Genomic DNA, 19,058 nt, shown 5'->3' with positions numbered 1-19,058 from the left:
CCCCGGGGGGACTTCCTTCGGGGCGTAGTAACAAGTTCTCCAAGAGAATCTTTTTCACGCTGCTGCGAGAGGCGCGTATCGGTGCGATGTCCGAAAGGGTATCGCACCGTTTTTTATTTGCGCGCACGGTTTTGCCACTGCCCCGGCGCACCTGATCGGTGCGTGCGTGCCGCGGATGTCAATACCGGCGCTTTAACTCTGCGTTTCAACAGTGCGAGTCGAACCGCTCAAACTGCCGCTTCGTTCTCCTCACCCGTGCGAATCCGGATCACACGCTCCACGTCCGCGACGAAAATCTTGCCGTCGCCAATCTTGCCGGTGCGCGCCGCGCCGATGATCGCGTCGATCACCTGATCGCACTGGTTGTCCGCGACGACCACTTCGATCTTCACTTTCGGCAGAAAGTCGACCACATACTCTGCACCACGATAGAGCTCGGTGTGGCCTTTTTGCCGACCGAAGCCTTTGACTTCCGTCACGGTCAACCCCGTGAGGCCGACTTCAGCAAGCGCCTCGCGCACTTCGTCGAGTTTGAACGGTTTGATGACTGCAGTGATGCGCTTCATGGCGGACCTCGTCTCGTGATGGGAAGGTTGAAAGGAGAATGGATGATTTTTATTCTACGCCGCGCCGGATGCGTTGCGGCAATCCGGCGCGTGCTTCTGGTCTGCTATGGGGTAAGTCCGCAGCCGTTCGCCTGAGGCTCACTCCACCGGCTCGGTGTAGCGCGACGTAATCGGATAACGCCAGTCGCGGCCGAACGCGCGATGCGTGACGCGAATGCCGATCGGCGCCTGACGGCGCTTGTACTCGTTGATCTTGATGAGGCGCGTGACGCGTTTCACGTCGTCGACCGCGTAGCCCGCCGCGATGATTTCGGCAAGCGAGCGGTCCTCTTCCATGTACATGCGCATGATCGCGTCGAGCACTTCGTACGGCGGCAAGCTGTCCTGATCGGTCTGGTTGTCGCGCAGCTCGGCCGACGGCGCGCGTGTCAGAATCCGCTCGGGGATCACGTTCTGCTTGCCGAAGGTCGTGGCCTGATTGCGGTAATGGCACAGCTTGTAGACCAGCGTCTTGGCGATGTCCTTAATCACCGCGAAGCCGCCGGCCATGTCGCCGTAGAGCGTGCAGTAACCCACCGCCATCTCGCTCTTGTTGCCGGTGGTCAGCACGATCGAACCGAACTTGTTCGACAGCGCCATCAGCAAGGTGCCGCGGATGCGGGCCTGAATGTTTTCTTCGGTGGCGTCTTCGGCGCGGCCGGCGAATTCCTCGGCGAGCGAGCCGCGGAACGCGTCGAACATCGGCGCGATCGCGATTTCGTCGTAACGCACACCGACGCGGCGCGCCATGTCGGCTGCGTCGGTGGTGGAAATGTCGGCGGTGTAGCGCGACGGCATCATCACCGCCCGCACGCGGTCAGCGCCCAGCGCGTCGCACGCGACGGCCAGCACCAGCGCCGAATCCACACCGCCCGACAGGCCGATCAGCGCGCCGGGGAAGCCGTTCTTGTTGATGTAGTCGCGCACGCCCATCACGAGCGCGGCATACACCTGCGCTTCGAGCGAGAGTTCCGGCGCAATCACCGTGGGCACCGGCTTGCCGCCGTCGAACTCGACAATCGCGTTGCCTTCCTCGAACTGCGCCATCTTCGCGACCAGCTCGCCCTTTTCATCGAGTACGAATGAGCCGCCGTCGAACACCAGTTCGTCCTGCGCGCCGACCATGTTCACGTAGACCATGGGCAAGCCGGTCTCGCGAATCCGCGCGCGCAGAATGTCGAAGCGCACCGCTTCCTTGTTCAGGTGATAGGGCGAGCCGTTCGGAATCAGCAGCACTTGCGCGCCCGCCGCCTTCGCCATTTGCGCGGCCGACGCATGCCACGCGTCCTCGCAAATCACCACGCCGTACTTCACGCCGTCCAGTTCGAACACGAACGGCTGCGGGTCGGAAGCGAAGTAGCGCTTCTCGTCGAACACCTCGGTATTGGGCAAATCCTGCTTGCGATAGGTGCCGGCCACTTCCCCGTCGACGATCAGCGAGGCCGCATTGAAGGTATCGACCGGCGGCACGCCGCGCTCGATCGGCGCGTTTGCATTACCATGGCCGTTTGCCGCGCTGTGCGTCAAGTCACGCAGCGGGTGGCCGACGATCACATGCAAGCCGGCGAAGGGCTTCAGTTGCGTGGCCAGATCGGCGAGCGCCGCCGCACTCGCGGTGTAGAACGCGGGACGCAGCAACAGATCTTCGGGTGGATAGCCGGATAGCGCGAGTTCTGGCGCAATCAGCAGCTTCGCACCATCGTTGTGCGCGGCGCGCGCGGCAGCGACAATCTTCGCGACATTGCCGGCGAAGTCGCCGACGGTGACATTGATTTGAGCAAGAGCGATTCGGGTCTTCATGGCAGGATCGACAGGCAAGCCAGGCGGCTTGCGAGTACCGTGGCTGGTTAGCTCGACGGCAACGGACAAATCGGATAAACGAACGACGCATCGCTAAACGCTTGGCGCCGCTCATTGGGAACAGTCACACAGATTGAACCAGGAACGCTTTGATTATCGCACGGGCATTCTGGCGTCGCCCTCCGAGGTAGACGCCGCGGAATGGAATGCCCTCCTTGCGCAGCAAGCGCAGCCCACGCCGTTTCTGCGGCACGAGTTCTTGAGCGCACTGCACGCGACCCGTTGCGCGGTCGCCGATACCGGCTGGGCGCCGCAATTCGTCACGCTCACCGACCCGCGCACGGACAAGCTCGCGGCCGCCGCGCCCGTATATCTGAAGGGGCACTCGTACGGCGAGTATGTCTTCGATTGGGCGTGGGCCGACGCGTACAAACGCAACGGCCTGCCGTATTACCCGAAGCTGCTGTGCGCGGTGCCGTTCACACCGGTGCAGGGCAACCGGCTGTTATCGGCGGATACGCATGCGCTCAGGCATCTGGCCGCGACGCTGATGGCGTTCGCCGAGCAGGCCGACGTGTCGTCGCTGCACGTGCTGTTTCCGACCGAAACGGAAAGCACTGCGCTGACCGACATGGGCATGATGCAGCGCGAAGGCGTGCAGTTCCACTGGCTGAACGACGGCTATCGCGACTTCGACGATTTCCTTTCCACGCTCGAACAGAAGAAGCGCAAGAACATCCGCGCGGAGCGTCGCAAGGTTCAGGAGGCCGGCGTGACGATGCGGCGGATTCGCGGCGAAGACATCCAGGACGCCGACTGGCGATTCTTCAGCAAGTGTTATCGGCAAACCTACCGCGAGCACTTTTCGAGTCCGTATCTGAACCTCGATTTCTTCCGGATGATCGGTGCGTCGATGCCGGAAAATCTGCTGCTGGTGATCGCCGAATACGAAGGTAAGCCGATCGCCAGTTCGCTCGTGGTCTATCAGCGCGACGGGAAAACCGGCGGTACGCTCTATGGCCGTTACTGGGGCGCGTTGGAGCACGTGCCCTGCCTACACTTCGAAACCGCCTACTATCAGCCGCTCGAATTCTGCATCGAAGAAAAGCTCGGTGCGTTCGAAGGCGGCGCCCAGGGCGAGCACAAGATGGCGCGCGGTTTTCTGCCGACTGTGACGCGCTCGGCGCATTGGCTCGCGCATCCGGGCTTCGCCGATGCGGTCGGCCACTTCCTCGACAACGAAAAGAACAGCATCCACGCGTATGTGGACGAGCTGCGCGAACACAATCCGTTCAAAGGTTGAAGCGTACCCATGGCGTGGTTTCTGTATCTGCTCGAATGCTCGGACGGCAGCGTCTATACCGGCATTGCCACCGATGTGCAGGCTCGCTTCGACAAACATGTGAGCGGTGAAGGCGCGCGCTATACGCGCTCGCGCAAACCGGTGCAGGTGCTGGTGTCGTTTGAGTTGGCCGACCGATCAAGCGCTTCGCGCGCCGAGTATTGGGTCAAGCGTTTGTCGCCTGCCGAAAAGCGGGCGCTAGGAGCGGGACTGCGCACGCTCGAATCGGTGTTGCCCGTGCCCGAACCCGAGCCGGTTGCCACGGAGGAAGTGGAAAAAGAAACCGGCACGTCTTAACAGCAACTTCGCTTCGTCACGCGCGCTCTGGCTGCAAAGCGATAGTCAGCGGACCATGCCAAGGCGGATGCTTCTGCGCACCGCCTACCCCCTCGCCTCTCGCATCCGCTCAGTCAGCAGCCGATGCATCAGCGCGATTTCGCCCACCGCGTCCGCCTCCAGCGACGTCAACCGCTCCCGCGGGGGAAGGTCGTGCCGGATCGGCCGCAACGTCCTGTTCAAAGCCGCGTCGATGTCCGTGCTCGTGGCCGCAATCCACGCGTCGAGTTCATCGTGCATGCTGCGCCGGTTCGTACTCAAGCGCAGTTGGGTCGCGGTTCCCGCCATTTTTCGCAATACGCTCAGTACCGTCAGCGTCACCGTGTCGACCATCGAGTCCTCGAGCTTTTCGAGTCGAATGCGGCCGATAGCCTCCTCGGCGTTATTGCTGCCCAGGCCAGCAGCTCGGCGCAGGCGTTCCATGTCCTTCTCGCTTCGGTCCGGCGACTCCAGTGCCGCCCTCAGATACGCGAGATTGGCTCGCACCGCGTCGCTCAGATAGGCGCGATAGTCGACTTTTTCCCGCGTCGGCCACAGATAGAACGTTGCCAGCAGCGCCAATACACAGCCAAGCACATTGTTGCCGAGCCGTGTGAGCGCGAAGGCGAATTCGCTGGCGCCGGGCGTCGCGAAGTCGGCCACGAGCACGAAGGTCGGGGTCAGGAAAAGTACGAACAGGCTGTAGCTGACGGGACGCAGCGCCATGGTGGCCACCACCAGCGGAAACACCGCCAATGAAATGCCGAGAGGCGAATGGATCGCATAGCCGATGCCGGCCGCCAGCACGCCCCCGACGATGCTCCCTGCAGCGCGCTCGATACTCCGTGGCCAGGTCGCGGCAATGGACGGTTGCAGGATCAGCAGCGTCGCCATGGTTGCCCAGTAGCCGAAGGGAAGCCCGAGCGCCCGGATGACCAGAAAGCCCGCCGTGGTCGTGACGCCTACGCGAGCAGCGTGGCGCAAGCCGACCGACTGAACGGAAAAGTTTGCCTTGAGGGTCGACCACGCCCGCGTCAGCAGTCTGACGGCACTGTCCGACCACCCGAGCGGCTGGGCAGTCGTCGGTGCGAAATCGACCAGTTCGAAGTCGAACTTCAATGTCACAGGTTCCATCAGCGCGGATTCGAGTCGCCGCGCAAGGCGTCGCAAACGGAGTTGCAGGTCGGCGAGACGGTTCCATTGCGCTTCGTTGGTGGCCGCGCCGATTCTTCGCAGAACCTCGCCCAGCCCGGTCAGCAGCCGGGCCGCACGTCTGGCGCGACGTGCGTCTTCGGGGATTTTTTCGCAGGCGCCGGTGACCGCAATCAGGTAGGCAAAAAGCGCTTCACTCTCGGTCAGCAGGGCGAGCAGATTGTCGTAGGCTTCCCGGCCGGCCGTTTTCGAGCCAGGCACGTTCGCCAGTGCCTTGCGTGAGCGCTCCAGCGCAGCGCGTGCATCAGCGCGAAATTTCGCGGCATGCGTGGCCCACTCGCCAGGCGCTGCGCGCTCTTCGAGCAGTCGCGCGCTGTCGAAGGCGATGTCCGCCAGACGCAGATACACCGCGCGCAGCGAAGCGCGGCTCGTGCCGAACGGATGAATGCGCCAGACGGTCAAGCTCAGCACGACGGCGAACAGGCATCCGGCCAGATAGATGCCGAGAAACGCCGCACCTTCGCGAAGGTGGTGCATCGGCCGGTCGACCATCACCACGCAGGCGGTCGCTGCGAGAATCGTCACCTGCGATGTCGCGGCGCCCCAGATCCTGCCGAACGCGCCGAGCGCCGTGAATACCAGAATGGCGAGCGCCGCGAACACCGCCCCCTCGCCTGACGCGAAGGCGGTCACGCCACCGCACACGGTGGACAGAAGCGCAAAGCCCATCATCGAGGCGAAGCGCGCGCGATTCGAGCCGGCCGCGTCGGCGAGACAGGTCCAGAAAGCGCCGATCGCGGCCCATGCAAAAACCGGGTCGTGCAGCAGATTGCCGAGCACCAGCATGGCGGTGGACGCGCAGGCGGCTCTCAGCCCTTCCGACAGATTGGCCTCGCTCGTCGAAAACGACACCATCCATACCGGCCGTCTGCGGTAGATCGCAGTGACGAGCGCGTACAGGCTCGCGTAAAGGCGGCTCGGCCAGCGCAGCGACGAAGGGTTGGACTTGCGATTCAGCATCCGGACGGTGGGCTTCCAAAAATGCACGTTGGCGCTACCTCAGCGCATTAATACGCCGACGGCGGAAAACCTGCCGTGGCCGCCGAATGATAAGGGTTAACACTCATATATAAAAATGCCTTCGGTTCATCCATTCGATGCGTTGTGTCTATGCGCTGCAACGCCCGGCCAGGCAGGCGCACTGACCGCAAGACACGCTGGGCGGGGAGCGGAATTCCTGAAAACGCCGCCCATGAAAAAACCGCGTGGCCCTTGCAGGCTCACGCGGTTTTTTCATCAAGCACCGATGTAACGCAGCTTACTTCTTGTAGTTCGCCACGCCTTCGGTGATTTCCTTGTGAGCGGCTTCGATGCCGGCCCAGCCGTCGACCTTTACCCACTTGCCCTTTTCCAGCGCCTTGTATTGCTCGAAGAAGTGCTTGATCTGGTCCTTCAGGTATGCCGGAACGTCGTCGATCGACTTGAGATCAGCGGTCATCGGGCAGACCTTGTCATGCGCGACGGCGACCAGCTTGGCGTCGACGCCCGATTCGTCAGTCATTTGCAGCATGCCGAGCGCGCGGGCGCGGACCACCGAGCCAGCCAGCAGCGGGAACGGCGTGATCACCAGCACGTCGACCGGGTCGCCGTCGCCCGACAGCGTTTGCGGAATGTAGCCGTAATTCGCCGGATAGCGCATGCCCGTGCCGATGAAACGGTCGACGTGGAGCAGGCCCGTTTCCTTGTCAGCTTCGTACTTCACCGGATCGCTTTGCGCCGGGATTTCGATGATGACGTTGAAATCTTGCGGAAGGTCTTTGCCTGCGGGGACGTGATTGAAGCTCATGAGCGCTCTCTGATCAGATGGAATTCGGAACACGGCGTGCGGCGCGTGAACTCGAGCGGCGTGAATCGCGAAACTCGCCAGCACGAGGCGCTACGGCCGGACAGTGCGGAATACGCCATTATAGCCAATCGGCCGATGGCACCTCTGGTTGGATCGGCGCGATAATCGTCTGGCGTCGCTCGATTGTGCCTCTCGTTTGTGAACATCGCGTATCTGAACCTCGGCCTGAACCTCGGCTTGAATCACGGCTGGGTGACACCTCAAGGAGCATGCATGGAAGAAGCCCGGCATTTCATCGGCGGCGAATGGTCCGCTGCATCAGGCGGCGAAACGATCGCCGTACTCGATCCCTCGGACGGCCAGCCGTTCACCCGGCTGGCTCGCGGCACCGCGGCCGATATCGACGCCGCCGTCCATGCCGCCCGGGGCGCCTTCGAAGGCGCATGGGGCGAAGCGAGCGCCGCCGAACGCGGCCGCGTGCTGTACCGGCTGTCGATGCTGGTGGCCGTCCATCAGGAAGAACTCGCCCAACTCGAAGCCCGCGACACCGGCAAGCCGCTCAAACAGGCGCGCGCCGATTCGGCTGCGCTCACGCGCTACTTCGAGTTTTACGCCGGCGCGGCGGACAAGCTGCACGGTGAAACGCTTCCCTATCAGGCCGGCTACACGGTGCTGACGATCCGCGAGCCGCACGGCGTGACCGGCCACATCGTGCCGTGGAACTACCCGATGCAGATTTTCGGCCGCAGCGTCGGCGCGGCGCTCGCCACCGGCAATGCGTGTGTCGTCAAACCGGCGGAAGACGCGTGCCTCTCGGTATTGCGCGTCGCCGAACTGGCGGCCGAGGCGGGCTTGCCGGCGGGCGCGCTGAATATCGTCACCGGTTACGGGCATGAAGCGGGCGCGGCGCTCGCGCGTCACCCCGGCATCGATCACATCTCCTTCACTGGCTCGCCAGAGACCGGCAAGCTCGTCACGCAAATGGCCGCGGAGAACCACGTGCCGGTCACGCTGGAACTGGGCGGCAAATCGCCTCAAATCGTGTTCGCCGACGCGGATCTCGAGGCGGCGCTGCCCGTGCTGGTATCGGCGATCGTGCAGAACGCCGGGCAAACCTGCTCGGCGGGCAGCCGCGTGTTGATCGACCGGGCGATTTACGAACCCTTGCTCGACCGGCTGAGCAGCGCGTTCCACGCGCTGCGGGTCGGACCGTCGCATGCCGATCTCGATTGCGGTCCGCTGATCAATGCGAAGCAGCAACAGCGCGTGTGGGACTTCCTCTCCGACGCCCAACACGACGGCATCCCGATGGCGGCGCACGGCGAAGTCATCCCCGAAGCGCCCGAAAGCGGCTTCTATCAGGCGCCCACCTTGCTGCGCGACGTGCCCGCAAGCCACCGTCTCGCGCGCGACGAAGTGTTCGGCCCCGTCCTCGCCGCGATGTCGTTCGCCGACGAAGACGAAGCGCTCGCGCTCGCCAACGGCACGCAGTACGGCCTGGTCGCTGGAATCTGGACGCGCGACGGTGCCCGGCAGATGCGCCTCGCGCGGCGTCTGCGCTCCGGCCAGGTGTTCATCAACAACTATGGCGCGGGCGGCGGCGTCGAATTGCCGTTCGGCGGCGTGAAGCATTCGGGCCATGGACGTGAAAAGGGTTTCGAAGCACTGTACGGCTTCACGGTGTTGAAAACCATCGCCATTCGTCACGGCTAGGCAGGCTGAGTGAGTGCGGTTGAATTCGCAGCAAAGTGAGTCAAGGCATCACCATCCACAACAAGCAACGGAGACATCATGCGGTTGACAGGTAAAACAGCCATCGTCACGGGTGGCGGCTCGGGTTTCGGCGAAGGCATCGCGAAGACCTACGCGCGCGAAGGCGCGAACGTGGTGGTCAACGATCTGAACGGCGCCGCGGCCGAACGTGTGGCGAGCGAAATCGCCATCGCCGGCGGCAAGGCGATCGCGGTGGCCGGCAACGTCACGCAACGCGAGGATTGGCAAAAACTGCGCGAGGCCGCGCTCGAAGACTTCGGCAGCGTGCAAATCGTCGTCAACAATGCCGGCACCACGCATCGCAACAAACCGGTGCTCGACGTGACGGAAGCCGAATTCGACCGCGTCTATGCGGTGAACGTCAAAAGCATCTACTGGAGCGTGCAGGAATTCGTACCGTATTTCCGCCAGCAAGGCGGTGGCGTTTTCATCAATATTGCGTCGACGGCCGGCGTGCGGCCACGGCCAGGCCTCATCTGGTACAACGGCAGCAAGGGCGCGGTGATCATCGCCAGCAAGTCGCTCGCCGTCGAACTGGGCCCGGACCGCATTCGGGTGAACTGTGTGAACCCCGTGATGGGCGAGACGGCGCTGCTGACCGAATTCATGGGTGTCGAAGATACGCCGGAAAATCGCAAGCGCTTTCTGGCCGGCATTCCGCTCGGGCGTTTCTCGACGCCGCAGGATATCGCCAACGCGGCGCTCTATCTTGCCTCGGACGAGGCCGAGTTCGTCACCGGCGTGTGCCTCGAAGTGGACGGCGGGCGCTGCGTGTAAACGCCATGCCAACCAAACCATCCAGCACGGCTAGAATCGCGATCGACGGCGGTACTTCATTTCCACAAGAAAAGAGGAGACACCATGGCTAGTCCCGCAAATCCGCTTCACCATCCCGGCGCGGGAGCGCCACCTTCCAGCTTCGAAGAGGCGACCTACCGCAAGGTCAGTTGGCGGCTCGCGCCGTTCCTGATGCTCTGCTACGTGGTCGCATATCTCGATCGCGTCAACGTCGGCTTCGCCAAGCTGCAAATGACCACCGATCTGGGCCTAAGCGACGCGGTCTACGGCTTCGGTGCGGGGATTTTCTTCCTCGGCTATTTCATCTTCGAGATTCCGAGCAACGTCATCCTGCACAAAGTAGGCGCACGCGTGTGGATCGCACGGATCATGGTGTCGTGGGGCGTGATCTCGATGCTGACCATGTTCGTCACCACGCCGACCATGTTTTACGTGATGCGCTTCCTGCTCGGGCTCGCCGAAGCGGGCTTCTTCCCCGGCATCATCCTGTATCTCACCTACTGGTATCCGTCGCACCGGCGTGGCCGCATGACCACCTGGTTCATGACGGCAATCGCGTTGTCCGGCGTGATCGGCGGCCCGGTCTCGGGCTATATCCTGAAGAGCTTCAACGGCATGAACGGCTGGCATGGCTGGCAGTGGCTGTTTCTGCTTGAAGGGATCCCTTCGGTGATCGTCGGGATCATGGTGTTTTTGATGCTGGATGACCGCATCTCGAAGGCCAAGTGGCTCACCAAGGAAGAGAAGGAACTGCTCGAACGTCAGGTGTCAGCCGAAGAAGCCACCAAGCACGACATGCCGATTCGTCAGGTGCTCACGAGCGGGCGCGTGCTGATGCTGAGCCTCACGTACTTCTCGTTCGTGATGGGCCTCTATGGCGTGAGCTTCTGGCTGCCGACCATCATCAAGGCGACCGGCGTGACCGACGCGTTCATGATCGGCATCCTGTCGGCGATTCCGTTCGCGGCGGCGGTGGTCGCGATGGTGTTCGTGTCGCGCAGCGCGGACCGCAAGCGCGAGCGGCGCTGGCATATCGCGTTGCCGGCCTTCGCCGGGGCGATCGGCCTCGTGCTCTCCGTGGTGTGGGCGCACAACACGGTGCTGGCGATGGCCTCGCTCACGCTCGCGACCATGGGCATCCTCACCACCTTGCCGCTGTTCTGGAGTTTGCCGACGGCGATTCTCGCCGGCACGGGCGCGGCGGCCGGCATCGCGATGATCAATTCGATCGGCAATCTCGCGGGCTTTCTCAGCCCGTACGCGGTCGGCTGGCTGAAGCAGGCAACTGCCGCGAACGACTCCGGCATGTATATGCTGGCGGCGTTCATGATCCTCGGCGGTCTGCTGGCGATCAGTGTGCCGGCGAAGATGGTCAATAAGTAAGCGCGGCTGACCGACGATCTCGCGGACGACGTAACGCAGCAACCACCGCCAAAAGTCCTGAGTTACGCGTAACGCTCCACGTTCCAAAGAAAAAGCCCCGGCATCTTCCAACGCCGGGGCTTTTTCATATGCGTCTATTGCGGTCTACAGCGGCGCGTCTCAACCGCTCGCCGCAGCACTCAACGCATCAAACGATATTCATCGCCAACGCGCTCTCGCGATAATGCTCGCTCGCCTTGGCGGAATCGCCGATCTGTTCATGCAAACGCGCCAACGCGCGATGCGAACGAATTTTCAGCGTCTCGTTGTCGGCCAGTTTCAGTGCACGTTCGAGGAACGATTGCGCCTTGCCCCACAACTGCTGATGCAGGCATAAGCGGCCCAACGCGAACATCAGGTCCGCGTCTTCCGGGCGATCCTTCTGCCAGCCTTCGGCCTTCTGGATCAGCGGCAACGCGTCGCCCCCGGTCGTGTCCGGATAGCGGCGCAGCAGACGCGCGTCCCAGTTCTGCGCCAGCGCCTCTTCGACAATCTTGCGGGCTTCCTGCGGACGATTCAGCGACACCAGCAATTCGGCCGCGAGATCAGCAAGACGCGGCGAATGACGTTCAGTCGCCGACAGCGAATTCCACAATTCCAGCAGGGCATCAGCGTTATGACGCCGGTCGCGCAGCAGGTTTTCCGCCGCGAGCTGACGCAAACGCACCGCCACCGCCGGATGGATCGCTTCGCGTTTTTCCAGCGTCTTGACGAGCTTGAGCACTTCGCCCCAGTTCTTCAACTGCTGTTGCGCGCGCAACGTGATCTGCTGCGCGTGAATCCGCCGTGCGCCCTGCGACTGCATTTCAGTCAGCGCGGCGAGTGCACCGTCCGCGTCGCGGCCATCGGCACGCATGTCGGCGGTGGCCATCAGGCGGGCGTCCTGCCAGTCGGCCCCGTCGATCTGGGCGAGCCACTCGTCGCGCCGCGCATATTCATGCATGCGATGCGCCGCGGTGGCCGCGATCAAACCGGCCGCGCCCTTGTTGTCGCCATTCGTGAGCGAATCTTTCGCGGCTTTTTCAGCGCGCGAGAAACGCCCGGCGTACAGATTGCCGATCGCGTCACGCAAAGCGGCGTGCGCCTTCGCGACACGCGAGCGAGCACGGTAGGCCGCCACGCGCTGCGGCATGCGCCAGATGTTGCGCACGATGCGCAGCAGCGCGTACAGCAGGATGAACAGCACCACCAACCCGACCACGAACAGATTCAACGAGATGTCGACGCGGTACGGCGGATAGACCAGCAGCACCTGCCCCATGTCGAAGCGTCCGACCACCGCCAGCACCACCGCGATGGCGAACAGCAACGCGAGCCATAGAAGTCCCCGGATTGCCATGATTAACCTCGGCTCCGGTATTGATTGACGGCCTGCAGGCTGGTGTTCAGATTCGGCAGTTCAACTGCGGCCGAGCCCGCATCCACCTGCTTGACCAGATCGACCACGGTCTGCGTTTTCTTCGACGTGTTGTCGAAGTAGCGAGTGAGCGCGGCCTGCGACGCCTGCAGGTCGGACTTCAGCGTGGTCTGGTTGCGCGAGAGCAGCGCAAGCCGCGCCGACAGCAAGCGCAGTTTCAGATTCTCGCGCACGAAGTAGCCTTGATCGGGCGTGACGAGCATGGCGTCGGCGTTGTCGATGCGGCGCACCTGCACGAGGCTGGTGAGCTGCTGGCCAATGCCGGTCGTGACTTCACGCCACCACACTTTCCAGCGCGGCTCGCCGGTGGCCGCGGCCACCTTCGCCGTATCGGCCCAGGTGGCGGCCTTCGGCGTGGCGTGGGCAATCGGTGCTTCGCCGGAGAGCGGCAGGTTGTCGACCTGGTCGATCGCGTTGTCGAGCTTGATCGCCATACCCGTCAGATCAGTGGACGGCGCAGACTTCAGCTTGTCGATGTCTTGCGCGATCGCCTTGCGCACGGTCACGGCCTGCGGGCTATCCGACGCGGCGAGACGCGTGTCCGCGCTTTGCAGCGCGAACAGCGCGAGCTGCGTGTTGCCGGTGAGCTGCAATTGCTGGCTCGCGGCCGACAGCATCTGACCGACCTCGGCCATCGTCCAGTCGTCGCGATTGCGGGCGAGATCGGAGTATTGCTGTTGCAGCGCCTGCTGTGCGGTCTGCGCATCCGCGAGCTTGCCTTCGAGTTGCGCGACCTGCGCTTCGGATTGATGCACCGTGGCCAGCGCCTGATCGGTCTTGACGCGCAATTCGTTGGTCTGCGCGTCGTTGGCCTGCTGGCGTTGCGCGATCTGCTGCTGGGTGCGCTCCACCTTGCGATTGAGCGCATAGCCGCCCACCCCCGCCGCACAAGCGATGATCACGACGACAAACCACAGCAGCGGTCCGCTCGCGCTGCGGCGCTTTTGCTGCGCTTCGTAGGGCGTGAAGGGTGGATTCGGCGGCAACGCAGTGGTTGCGGCCGGCTGGGGTGAAGCGTTCGTGGATGCGTTCGTTTCAGTCATGCGTGATTTAGCCGGTGAATGAGCCGGGTTGGACGGTACCGGTTGAACAACGGTCGGGACGGCGGCAAGCAAGGCGCGGGCAATACGCTCATCGCCCGCACCGGACACCGTAATGCTATCAAAACCCAATGCCCGCGCGGTCTGCGCGATACGGGGATGCGGCGTGACCAGATTGGCGTGCTTCAGTTGCGTGATTTCGTCGGCGGTCAGATGCTCCAGCGCGAGTTCATGCAGGTTGCGCACCCCTTCCGAGCTGGTGAGCAGCCAGGCGTGCGGTGCGCCGGCCAGAAGCGCGTGCACGCGCGCCCAGCCGCCGATCGACGGTTCCGGCACGAGGCGGCGATAGGCCGCGACCGTTTCGACTTCGGCACCCGCCTCGCGCAAGCGGTCAGCAAGCCATTCGCGGCCGCCGTCGCCGCGCACGATCAGGACGCGCTTGCCTTCGAGGCTCGTCGCGCCAAGCGCGGTATCGATCGCCGCGAACAGGCCTTCGGAATCGAAGCGCGCCGTATCGTCGTCGGGTACGGACGGTGGGCTGATGATGTTGTACGCTGGCGCCGCGACGCCGTGGCGCGCCAGCGCCTGCACGCTGCCCGGCCCGACCACGCCAATCGGCAGCGCGTGCGGCCAGATCGCATCGCTCCTGGCAAACGCGTGATCGACCGCGTTGGGCGAGACGAACACCACCAGTGCATAGCGTTCCAGAGAGGCCAGCGCCGCGCGCAACGGCGCCTCGTCAGCGACAGGCGCGATGTCGATCAGCGGAAAGTCGAGCACGGCAATGCCCGCTGCCTCGAGTTGCGCGATCAACGCGTTCGACTGACCGGCCGGTCGCGTAATCACGACCGTGAACGCCGCCTTGCCGACGGATGAGGATGCGTTGCCCGGGATATCGGCCGCCATCACTCGCCGGTCGCCACGCTGTCCGCCGACCCGGCCGCGGGGCCGCTGGCCGTGCTCAACGCGCGGACGATTTCCATCGCACCTTGCTGCTCGAGCGCGTCCGCCACTTCCTTGCCGAGTGCCACAGCACGTTCGACGGTGGGCGCCGGCGCCGATGCCTGCGCGCTCAACACACGCTGACCGTCGGGCGTAGCGACAATGCCGCGCAGATGCAGCGCGCCGTCGTGCCAGTGTGCATAGGCCGCGAGCGGCACTTCGCAACTGCCGCCGAGGGCACGCGAGACCATCCGCTCCGCTTCGACGGCCGCTGCCGTATGTTCGTGATGCAACGGTGCGAGCCATGCCGCGAGGTCCGCGCGATCGGCGCGAATCTCGATGCCGAGCGCGCCCTGACCGGCTGCTGGCAAGCTGTCTTCGGGATCGAGCAGCGCACGGATGCGCTCGCCGAGACCCAAACGCTTCAAACCGGCCGCCGCCAGAATGATCGCCGCATAGTCGCCGCGATCGAGTTTCGACAAACGGGTGTCCAGATTGCCGCGCAACGGCCGCACCACGAGGTGCGGATAACGCATGCGTAGCATGGCCTCGCGGCGCAGGCTGGAGGTGCCGACCACGGCGCCGGCCGGCAGCGCGGCAAGCGAGTCGTACTCGTTGGACACCAGCGCGTCGCGCGGATCTTCGCGTTCCATGATGGTGGAGAGCGCAAAGCCCGCCGGCAATGTCATGGGCACGTCTTTGAGCGAGTGCACGGCCAGGTCGGCGCGGCCGTCGGCTAGCGCCGCTTCCAGTTCCTTGACGAAGAGGCCCTTACCACCAACCTTCGACAAAGTGCGATCGAGAATTTGATCGCCACGTGTCGTCATTCCAAGGATTTTTACGTCACAAGATGGATATAATTTGTGCAGCGCACATCGCACATGCTCCGCCTGCCACATGGCAAGGCGGCTTTCTCGCGACGCAATCACAAGCGTGTGGGGTGGCGCAGAAAACGTCTCGGTGTTCATTAGCTTGCTGATCGAATGACGGGATGTAATAACAATCAATGTTAGCACGCGCCCTTGTGTCTCAAGGCACAGCGGAGCGCCGTGCCGGCGCGGTATCGATGGAGGAGACGGGCCTCGAGGAGCGCGCGCCTGCCTCATCCCAGCCTGTTCAAGCACGGTCGTTCGCGCACCGGGGCGCGGCATGCGGGATGATGCAATGCGGCGCACCGTGGCTGTCGTGCATGCAATGCACGTCACGCACCTCGTGCGCTTCATGCAAATGCGCACGCGGCCACCCTCTCCGGCGTATTGCCATCGGCGCATACCGGTTTGTCCAGGTTTCGCGCAGTTCCCGTTGCAACTCTTAGTGCAGTTCCGCAGTAGCAGTTCATCACTCAACAGACCCTGGCTTCCCTGAGGAAACCCATCGTGACGTCTTCCGGATCGGCGCGCCCTGCCCGCCGCAACACTGCATCGCCCAACGCTCAAGCGGCTGACGCCGCAACGGCTGCCCAGTCCACACCGGCCAAACGCGCCGGCAAAGCTGCCAAGGCAAGCCTGGCCGCCAACGTCGCCAAAGCCTCCAAATCCGCCAAAGCCTCCACGCCCGCCAAGGCGGACAAGGCAGTGAAGGCCGTCAGGACAGCTAAGGCGACGCAAGCCGCGAACGCCGCCCAGGCACTCAAACCGGCCAAAGCGAAGTCCCCGAAGACCAAAGTCGTCGCAAGCGTTGCCGCGCCGGAAGCCACTCAGGCGCCCAAGCTGCAAGCTGTTTCGCCGGATACGGTTGCACCCGCGTCGAAAAGCAGCGGCCGCACGCGTGAGGACAAGGACCATCCGCTGTTTCAGGACATCCGCTATCTGGGGCGCCTGCTCGGCGACGTGCTGCGCGAACAGGAAGGCGACGCGGTGTTCGACGTCGTGGAGACGATCCGCCAGACCGCCGTGCGTTTTCGCCGCGAGGACGATAGCGCCGCCGCGCAAACGCTCGACAAGAAACTGCGTTCGCTGAGCCCGGAGCAAACGGTCAGCGTGGTGCGTGCGTTCAGCTACTTCTCGCATCTTGCGAATATCGCTGAAGACCGCCACCGCAATCGCCGTCACCGGATTCACGCGCTGGCCGGCTCGACCTCGCAACCGGGCACCATGTCGCACGCACTCGAACGGCTCGTCGAGGCGGGCGCCGCCGCGACGCCGGTCCTGCAGCAGTTTTTCAACGACGCGTTGATCGTGCCGGTCCTGACCGCACACCCTACCGAGGTGCAGCGCAAGAGCATTCTCGACGCGCAGCATGACGTCGCGCGCCTCCTCGCCGAACGCGATCAGCAACTGACCAACCGCGAACGCGCGCATAACGAAGCGATGCTGCGTGCGAGCGTCACGTCGCTCTGGCAAACGCGGATGCTGCGCGATTCGCGACTGACGGTAGCCGATGAAATCGAAAACGCGCTGTCGTATTACCGCGCGACCTTCCTCGAAGAAATTCCGGCGCTCTACGCCGACATCGAGGAAGCGCTCGCCGAGCACGGCCTCGAGGCGCGCCTGCCGCCGTTCCTCCAGATGGGTAGCTGGATCGGCGGCGATCGTGACGGCAATCCGAACGTCACGGCCGAAACGCTCGAACACGCAATCACCCGCCAGGCGGCCGTGATCTTCGAACACTATATGGAGCAGGTGCACAAGTTGGGCGCCGAGTTGTCGGTGTCGAACCTGCTCGCGGGCGCAAGCGACGCGTTGAAAGAACTCGCGGCCATCTCACCCGACCAGTCGCCGCACCGCACCGACGAACCGTATCGCCGTGCGTTGATCGGCATGTACACGCGACTCGCGGCAAGTGCGCGCGTACGTCTGGGCGAAGGCAGCGTGCCGGTGCGCAGCGCAGGCCGCGGCGCGGCGCCGATACGCGCCAAGCCGTACGACGACTCCGCCGAATTCGTGCGCGATCTGCACGTGCTGATCGATTCGCTCGCCGAGCATCATGGCGCGCCGCTCGCGGCACCCCGCCTGTCGCCGCTCGCGCGCGCCGCCGAAGTATTCGGCTTCCATCTGGCGAGCATCGACTTGCGTCAGAGCTCCGACATCCATGAAGCGGTGATCGCCGAGCTGCTGAAGCGCGCGGGCGTCGAAGACGACTACGCGTCGCTCTCCGAAGAAGACAAGCTCAAGGTGCTGCTCGCCGAACTTTCACAGCCGCGAGCGTTGCGCCTGCCCTACGCCGAGTATTCCGATCTCGTGAAGAGCGAGCTCGGCGTACTCGAAGAGGCCCGCGTCACGCGCGAGAAGTTCGGCGCGCGCGCGGTGCGCAACTACATCATTTCGCACACGGAAACCGTCAGCGATCTGGTCGAAGTGATGTTGCTGCAGAAGGAAACCGGCCTGCTGCACGGCCGCCTCGGCGACGCGCACGATCCCGCGCAAGCAGGGCTGATGGTGATCCCGCTGTTCGAGACGATCCCCGACTTGCGCAACGCGCCACATATCATGCGCGATCTGATCGCGCTGCCGGGCGTGGGTGCACTGATCGAACATCAGGGTAACGAGCAGGAAGTGATGCTCGGCTATTCGGACAGCAACAAGGACGGCGGCTTCCTGACGTCGAACTGGGAGCTGTACCGCGCCGAGCTGGCGCTCGTGTCGCTGTTCAATGAACGCGGCGTGACGCTGCGCCTGTTCCATGGACGCGGAGGCACGGTAGGCCGCGGCGGTGGTCCGACGTATCAGGCGATTCTGTCGCAGCCGCCGGGCACCGTCGACGGCCAGATCCGCTTGACCGAGCAAGGCGAAGTGATCGCCAGCAAGTTCGGCAATCCGGAAATCGGCCGACGCAACCTGGAAACGGTGGTGGCCGCAACGCTCGAAGCGTCGTTGTTGCCGCACGGCATTGCGCCCGCGCAATTGCCCGCCTTCGAAGAGACGATGCAGCAATTATCCGACGCGGCGATGGCGTCGTATCGCGCGCTGGTCTACGAAACGCCGGGCTTCAAGGAGTATTTCTTCGAGTCGACGCCGATCTCCGAGATCGCTGAACTGAATATCGGCAGCCGTCCGGCTTCGCGCAAATTGCAGGACCCGAAGCAACGCAAGATCGAAGATCTGCGTGCGATTCCTTGGGGCTTCTCATGGGGCCAATGCCGTCTGCTGCTGACCGGCTGGTACGGTTTCGGCAGCGCGGTGGCCGCGCATCTGGACAGCGCGCCGAGCGACGCCGAGCGCACCCGCCGTCTTGCGCTGCTCAAGAAAATGCACAAGACTTGGCCATTCTTCGCGAACCTGCTCTCCAACATGGACATGGTGCTGGCAAAGACCGACCTCGCGGTGGCCTCGCGCTACGCACAGCTCGTGTCGGACAAGAAGCTGCGCAAGCATGTGTTCGAGCGCATCGTCGCGGAATGGGAGCGGACGTCGAAGGTGTTGTCGGAGATCACCGGCAAGAGCGAACGGCTTGCGGAAAATCCGTTGCTTGCGCGTTCGATCAAGAACCGCTTTCCGTATCTCGATCCTTTGAATCACTTGCAGGTCGAGTTGCTCAAGCGTCACCGCGCGGGCGATACCAACGCGCGCGTGCGGCGCGGGATTCATTTGAGTATCAACGGGATTGCGGCGGGGTTGCGTAATACGGGCTGATCGAGGACGGTTTGAATGGCGGCTGATTCAGCCAC

General features: G+C 63.6%; 13 protein-coding genes. 6 read left to right on the top strand and 7 right to left on the bottom strand.

The window, feature by feature from the left end; all coding sequences use genetic code 11:
- Window positions 1–227 precede the first annotated feature (227 nt).
- Together glnK and P3T25_RS32125 are read right to left on the bottom strand one after the other, a co-directional pair.
- A complete protein-coding gene (gene glnK / locus P3T25_RS32130; protein ID WP_006048444.1) occupies window positions 228–566 on the bottom strand; it encodes a P-II family nitrogen regulator in 339 nt (112 codons plus the stop codon).
- A 138-nt stretch (window positions 567–704) separates the two neighbouring features.
- Complete coding sequence (locus P3T25_RS32125) at window positions 705–2,405, bottom strand: NAD+ synthase (protein WP_266257418.1); 1,701 nt, start codon at window positions 2,403–2,405, stop codon at window positions 705–707.
- A 133-nt stretch (window positions 2,406–2,538) separates the two neighbouring features.
- Here P3T25_RS32125 and P3T25_RS32120 point away from each other — a divergent pair, with 133 nt between their 5' ends.
- Both P3T25_RS32120 and P3T25_RS32115 read left to right on the top strand, forming a co-directional pair.
- Complete coding sequence (locus P3T25_RS32120; protein ID WP_429360916.1) at window positions 2,539–3,708, top strand: GNAT family N-acetyltransferase; 1,170 nt, start codon at window positions 2,539–2,541, stop codon at window positions 3,706–3,708.
- A gap of 9 nt (window positions 3,709–3,717) precedes the next feature.
- Entirely contained in the window at window positions 3,718–4,044 is a 327-nt protein-coding gene (locus tag P3T25_RS32115) for a GIY-YIG nuclease family protein (protein ID WP_266241264.1), read from the top strand.
- A gap of 84 nt (window positions 4,045–4,128) precedes the next feature.
- Here P3T25_RS32115 and P3T25_RS32110 read toward each other — a convergent pair whose 3' ends face one another.
- Window positions 4,129–6,234, bottom strand: coding sequence for an FUSC family protein (locus tag P3T25_RS32110; RefSeq protein WP_429360913.1), 2,106 nt, complete (start codon window positions 6,232–6,234; stop codon window positions 4,129–4,131).
- A 298-nt stretch (window positions 6,235–6,532) separates the two neighbouring features.
- The gene (ppa, locus tag P3T25_RS32105; protein WP_154558944.1) at window positions 6,533–7,060 is read right to left on the bottom strand and encodes an inorganic diphosphatase; all 528 of its coding nucleotides are present in this window, start codon (window positions 7,058–7,060) and stop codon (window positions 6,533–6,535) included.
- 273 nt (window positions 7,061–7,333) lie between these two features.
- On the opposite strand from ppa, the gene P3T25_RS32100 reads away from it, so the two are divergent.
- The 3 genes from P3T25_RS32100 (at window position 7,334) to P3T25_RS32090 (ending at window position 11,014) form a co-directional block, all read left to right on the top strand.
- Window positions 7,334–8,773 (top strand): aldehyde dehydrogenase family protein, encoded by a 1,440-nt coding sequence (locus P3T25_RS32100; protein WP_429360911.1) that lies wholly within the window; start codon window positions 7,334–7,336, stop codon window positions 8,771–8,773.
- Window positions 8,774–8,851: 78 nt separating this feature from the next.
- Complete coding sequence (locus P3T25_RS32095; protein WP_154558942.1) at window positions 8,852–9,610, top strand: SDR family oxidoreductase; 759 nt, start codon at window positions 8,852–8,854, stop codon at window positions 9,608–9,610.
- 84 nt (window positions 9,611–9,694) lie between these two features.
- The gene (locus tag P3T25_RS32090; protein ID WP_154558941.1) at window positions 9,695–11,014 is read left to right on the top strand and encodes an MFS transporter; all 1,320 of its coding nucleotides are present in this window, start codon (window positions 9,695–9,697) and stop codon (window positions 11,012–11,014) included.
- Window positions 11,015–11,201: 187 nt separating this feature from the next.
- On the opposite strand, the gene P3T25_RS32085 is transcribed toward P3T25_RS32090, so the two are convergent.
- The 3 genes from P3T25_RS32085 to hemC are packed head-to-tail and all read right to left on the bottom strand — an operon-like array spanning window position 11,202 to window position 15,420.
- Window positions 11,202–12,392, bottom strand: coding sequence for a heme biosynthesis protein HemY (locus P3T25_RS32085; RefSeq protein ID WP_266257413.1), 1,191 nt, complete (start codon window positions 12,390–12,392; stop codon window positions 11,202–11,204).
- Between the two features lie 2 nt (window positions 12,393–12,394).
- Complete coding sequence (gene hemDX, locus P3T25_RS32080; RefSeq protein ID WP_154558939.1) at window positions 12,395–14,416, bottom strand: fused uroporphyrinogen-III synthase HemD/membrane protein HemX; 2,022 nt, start codon at window positions 14,414–14,416, stop codon at window positions 12,395–12,397.
- Window positions 14,416–15,420: a hydroxymethylbilane synthase gene (gene hemC, locus P3T25_RS32075; RefSeq protein WP_429360908.1), complete on the bottom strand. Its 1,005-nt coding sequence runs from the start codon at window positions 15,418–15,420 to the stop codon at window positions 14,416–14,418. The genes hemDX and hemC overlap by 1 nt, the downstream gene beginning before the upstream one ends.
- 408 nt (window positions 15,421–15,828) lie before the next feature.
- On the opposite strand from hemC, the gene ppc reads away from it, so the two are divergent.
- Window positions 15,829–19,023, top strand: a complete 3,195-nt coding sequence (gene ppc / locus P3T25_RS32070; RefSeq protein ID WP_429360906.1) for a phosphoenolpyruvate carboxylase — start codon at window positions 15,829–15,831, stop codon at window positions 19,021–19,023.
- The last annotated feature ends 35 nt before the right edge of the window (window positions 19,024–19,058 follow it).

This window comes from Paraburkholderia sp. GAS32 (assembly GCF_050434225.1).
GTDB classification, from domain to species: Bacteria; Pseudomonadota; Gammaproteobacteria; order Burkholderiales; family Burkholderiaceae; genus Paraburkholderia; species Paraburkholderia madseniana.
This window is presented reverse-complemented; position numbering and strand designations above follow the sequence as displayed.

Excerpts from the sequence above, each read along its gene's own strand:
- P3T25_RS32110 (WP_429360913.1), bottom strand. The coding sequence starts at position 6,234 with ATGCTGAATCGCAAGTCCAACCCTTCGTCGCTGCGCTGGCCGAGCCGC.
- hemC (WP_429360908.1), bottom strand. The coding sequence starts at position 15,420 with ATGAACACCGAGACGTTTTCTGCGCCACCCCACACGCTTGTGATTGCG.
- ppa (WP_154558944.1), bottom strand. The coding sequence starts at position 7,060 with ATGAGCTTCAATCACGTCCCCGCAGGCAAAGACCTTCCGCAAGATTTC.
- P3T25_RS32115 (WP_266241264.1), top strand. The coding sequence starts at position 3,718 with ATGGCGTGGTTTCTGTATCTGCTCGAATGCTCGGACGGCAGCGTCTAT.
- glnK (WP_006048444.1), bottom strand. The coding sequence starts at position 566 with ATGAAGCGCATCACTGCAGTCATCAAACCGTTCAAACTCGACGAAGTG.
- P3T25_RS32085 (WP_266257413.1), bottom strand. The coding sequence starts at position 12,392 with ATGGCAATCCGGGGACTTCTATGGCTCGCGTTGCTGTTCGCCATCGCG.
- P3T25_RS32095 (WP_154558942.1), top strand. The coding sequence starts at position 8,852 with ATGCGGTTGACAGGTAAAACAGCCATCGTCACGGGTGGCGGCTCGGGT.
- P3T25_RS32100 (WP_429360911.1), top strand. The coding sequence starts at position 7,334 with ATGGAAGAAGCCCGGCATTTCATCGGCGGCGAATGGTCCGCTGCATCA.
- P3T25_RS32090 (WP_154558941.1), top strand. The coding sequence starts at position 9,695 with ATGGCTAGTCCCGCAAATCCGCTTCACCATCCCGGCGCGGGAGCGCCA.
- hemDX (WP_154558939.1), bottom strand. The coding sequence starts at position 14,416 with ATGGCGGCCGATATCCCGGGCAACGCATCCTCATCCGTCGGCAAGGCG.
- P3T25_RS32125 (WP_266257418.1), bottom strand. The coding sequence starts at position 2,405 with ATGAAGACCCGAATCGCTCTTGCTCAAATCAATGTCACCGTCGGCGAC.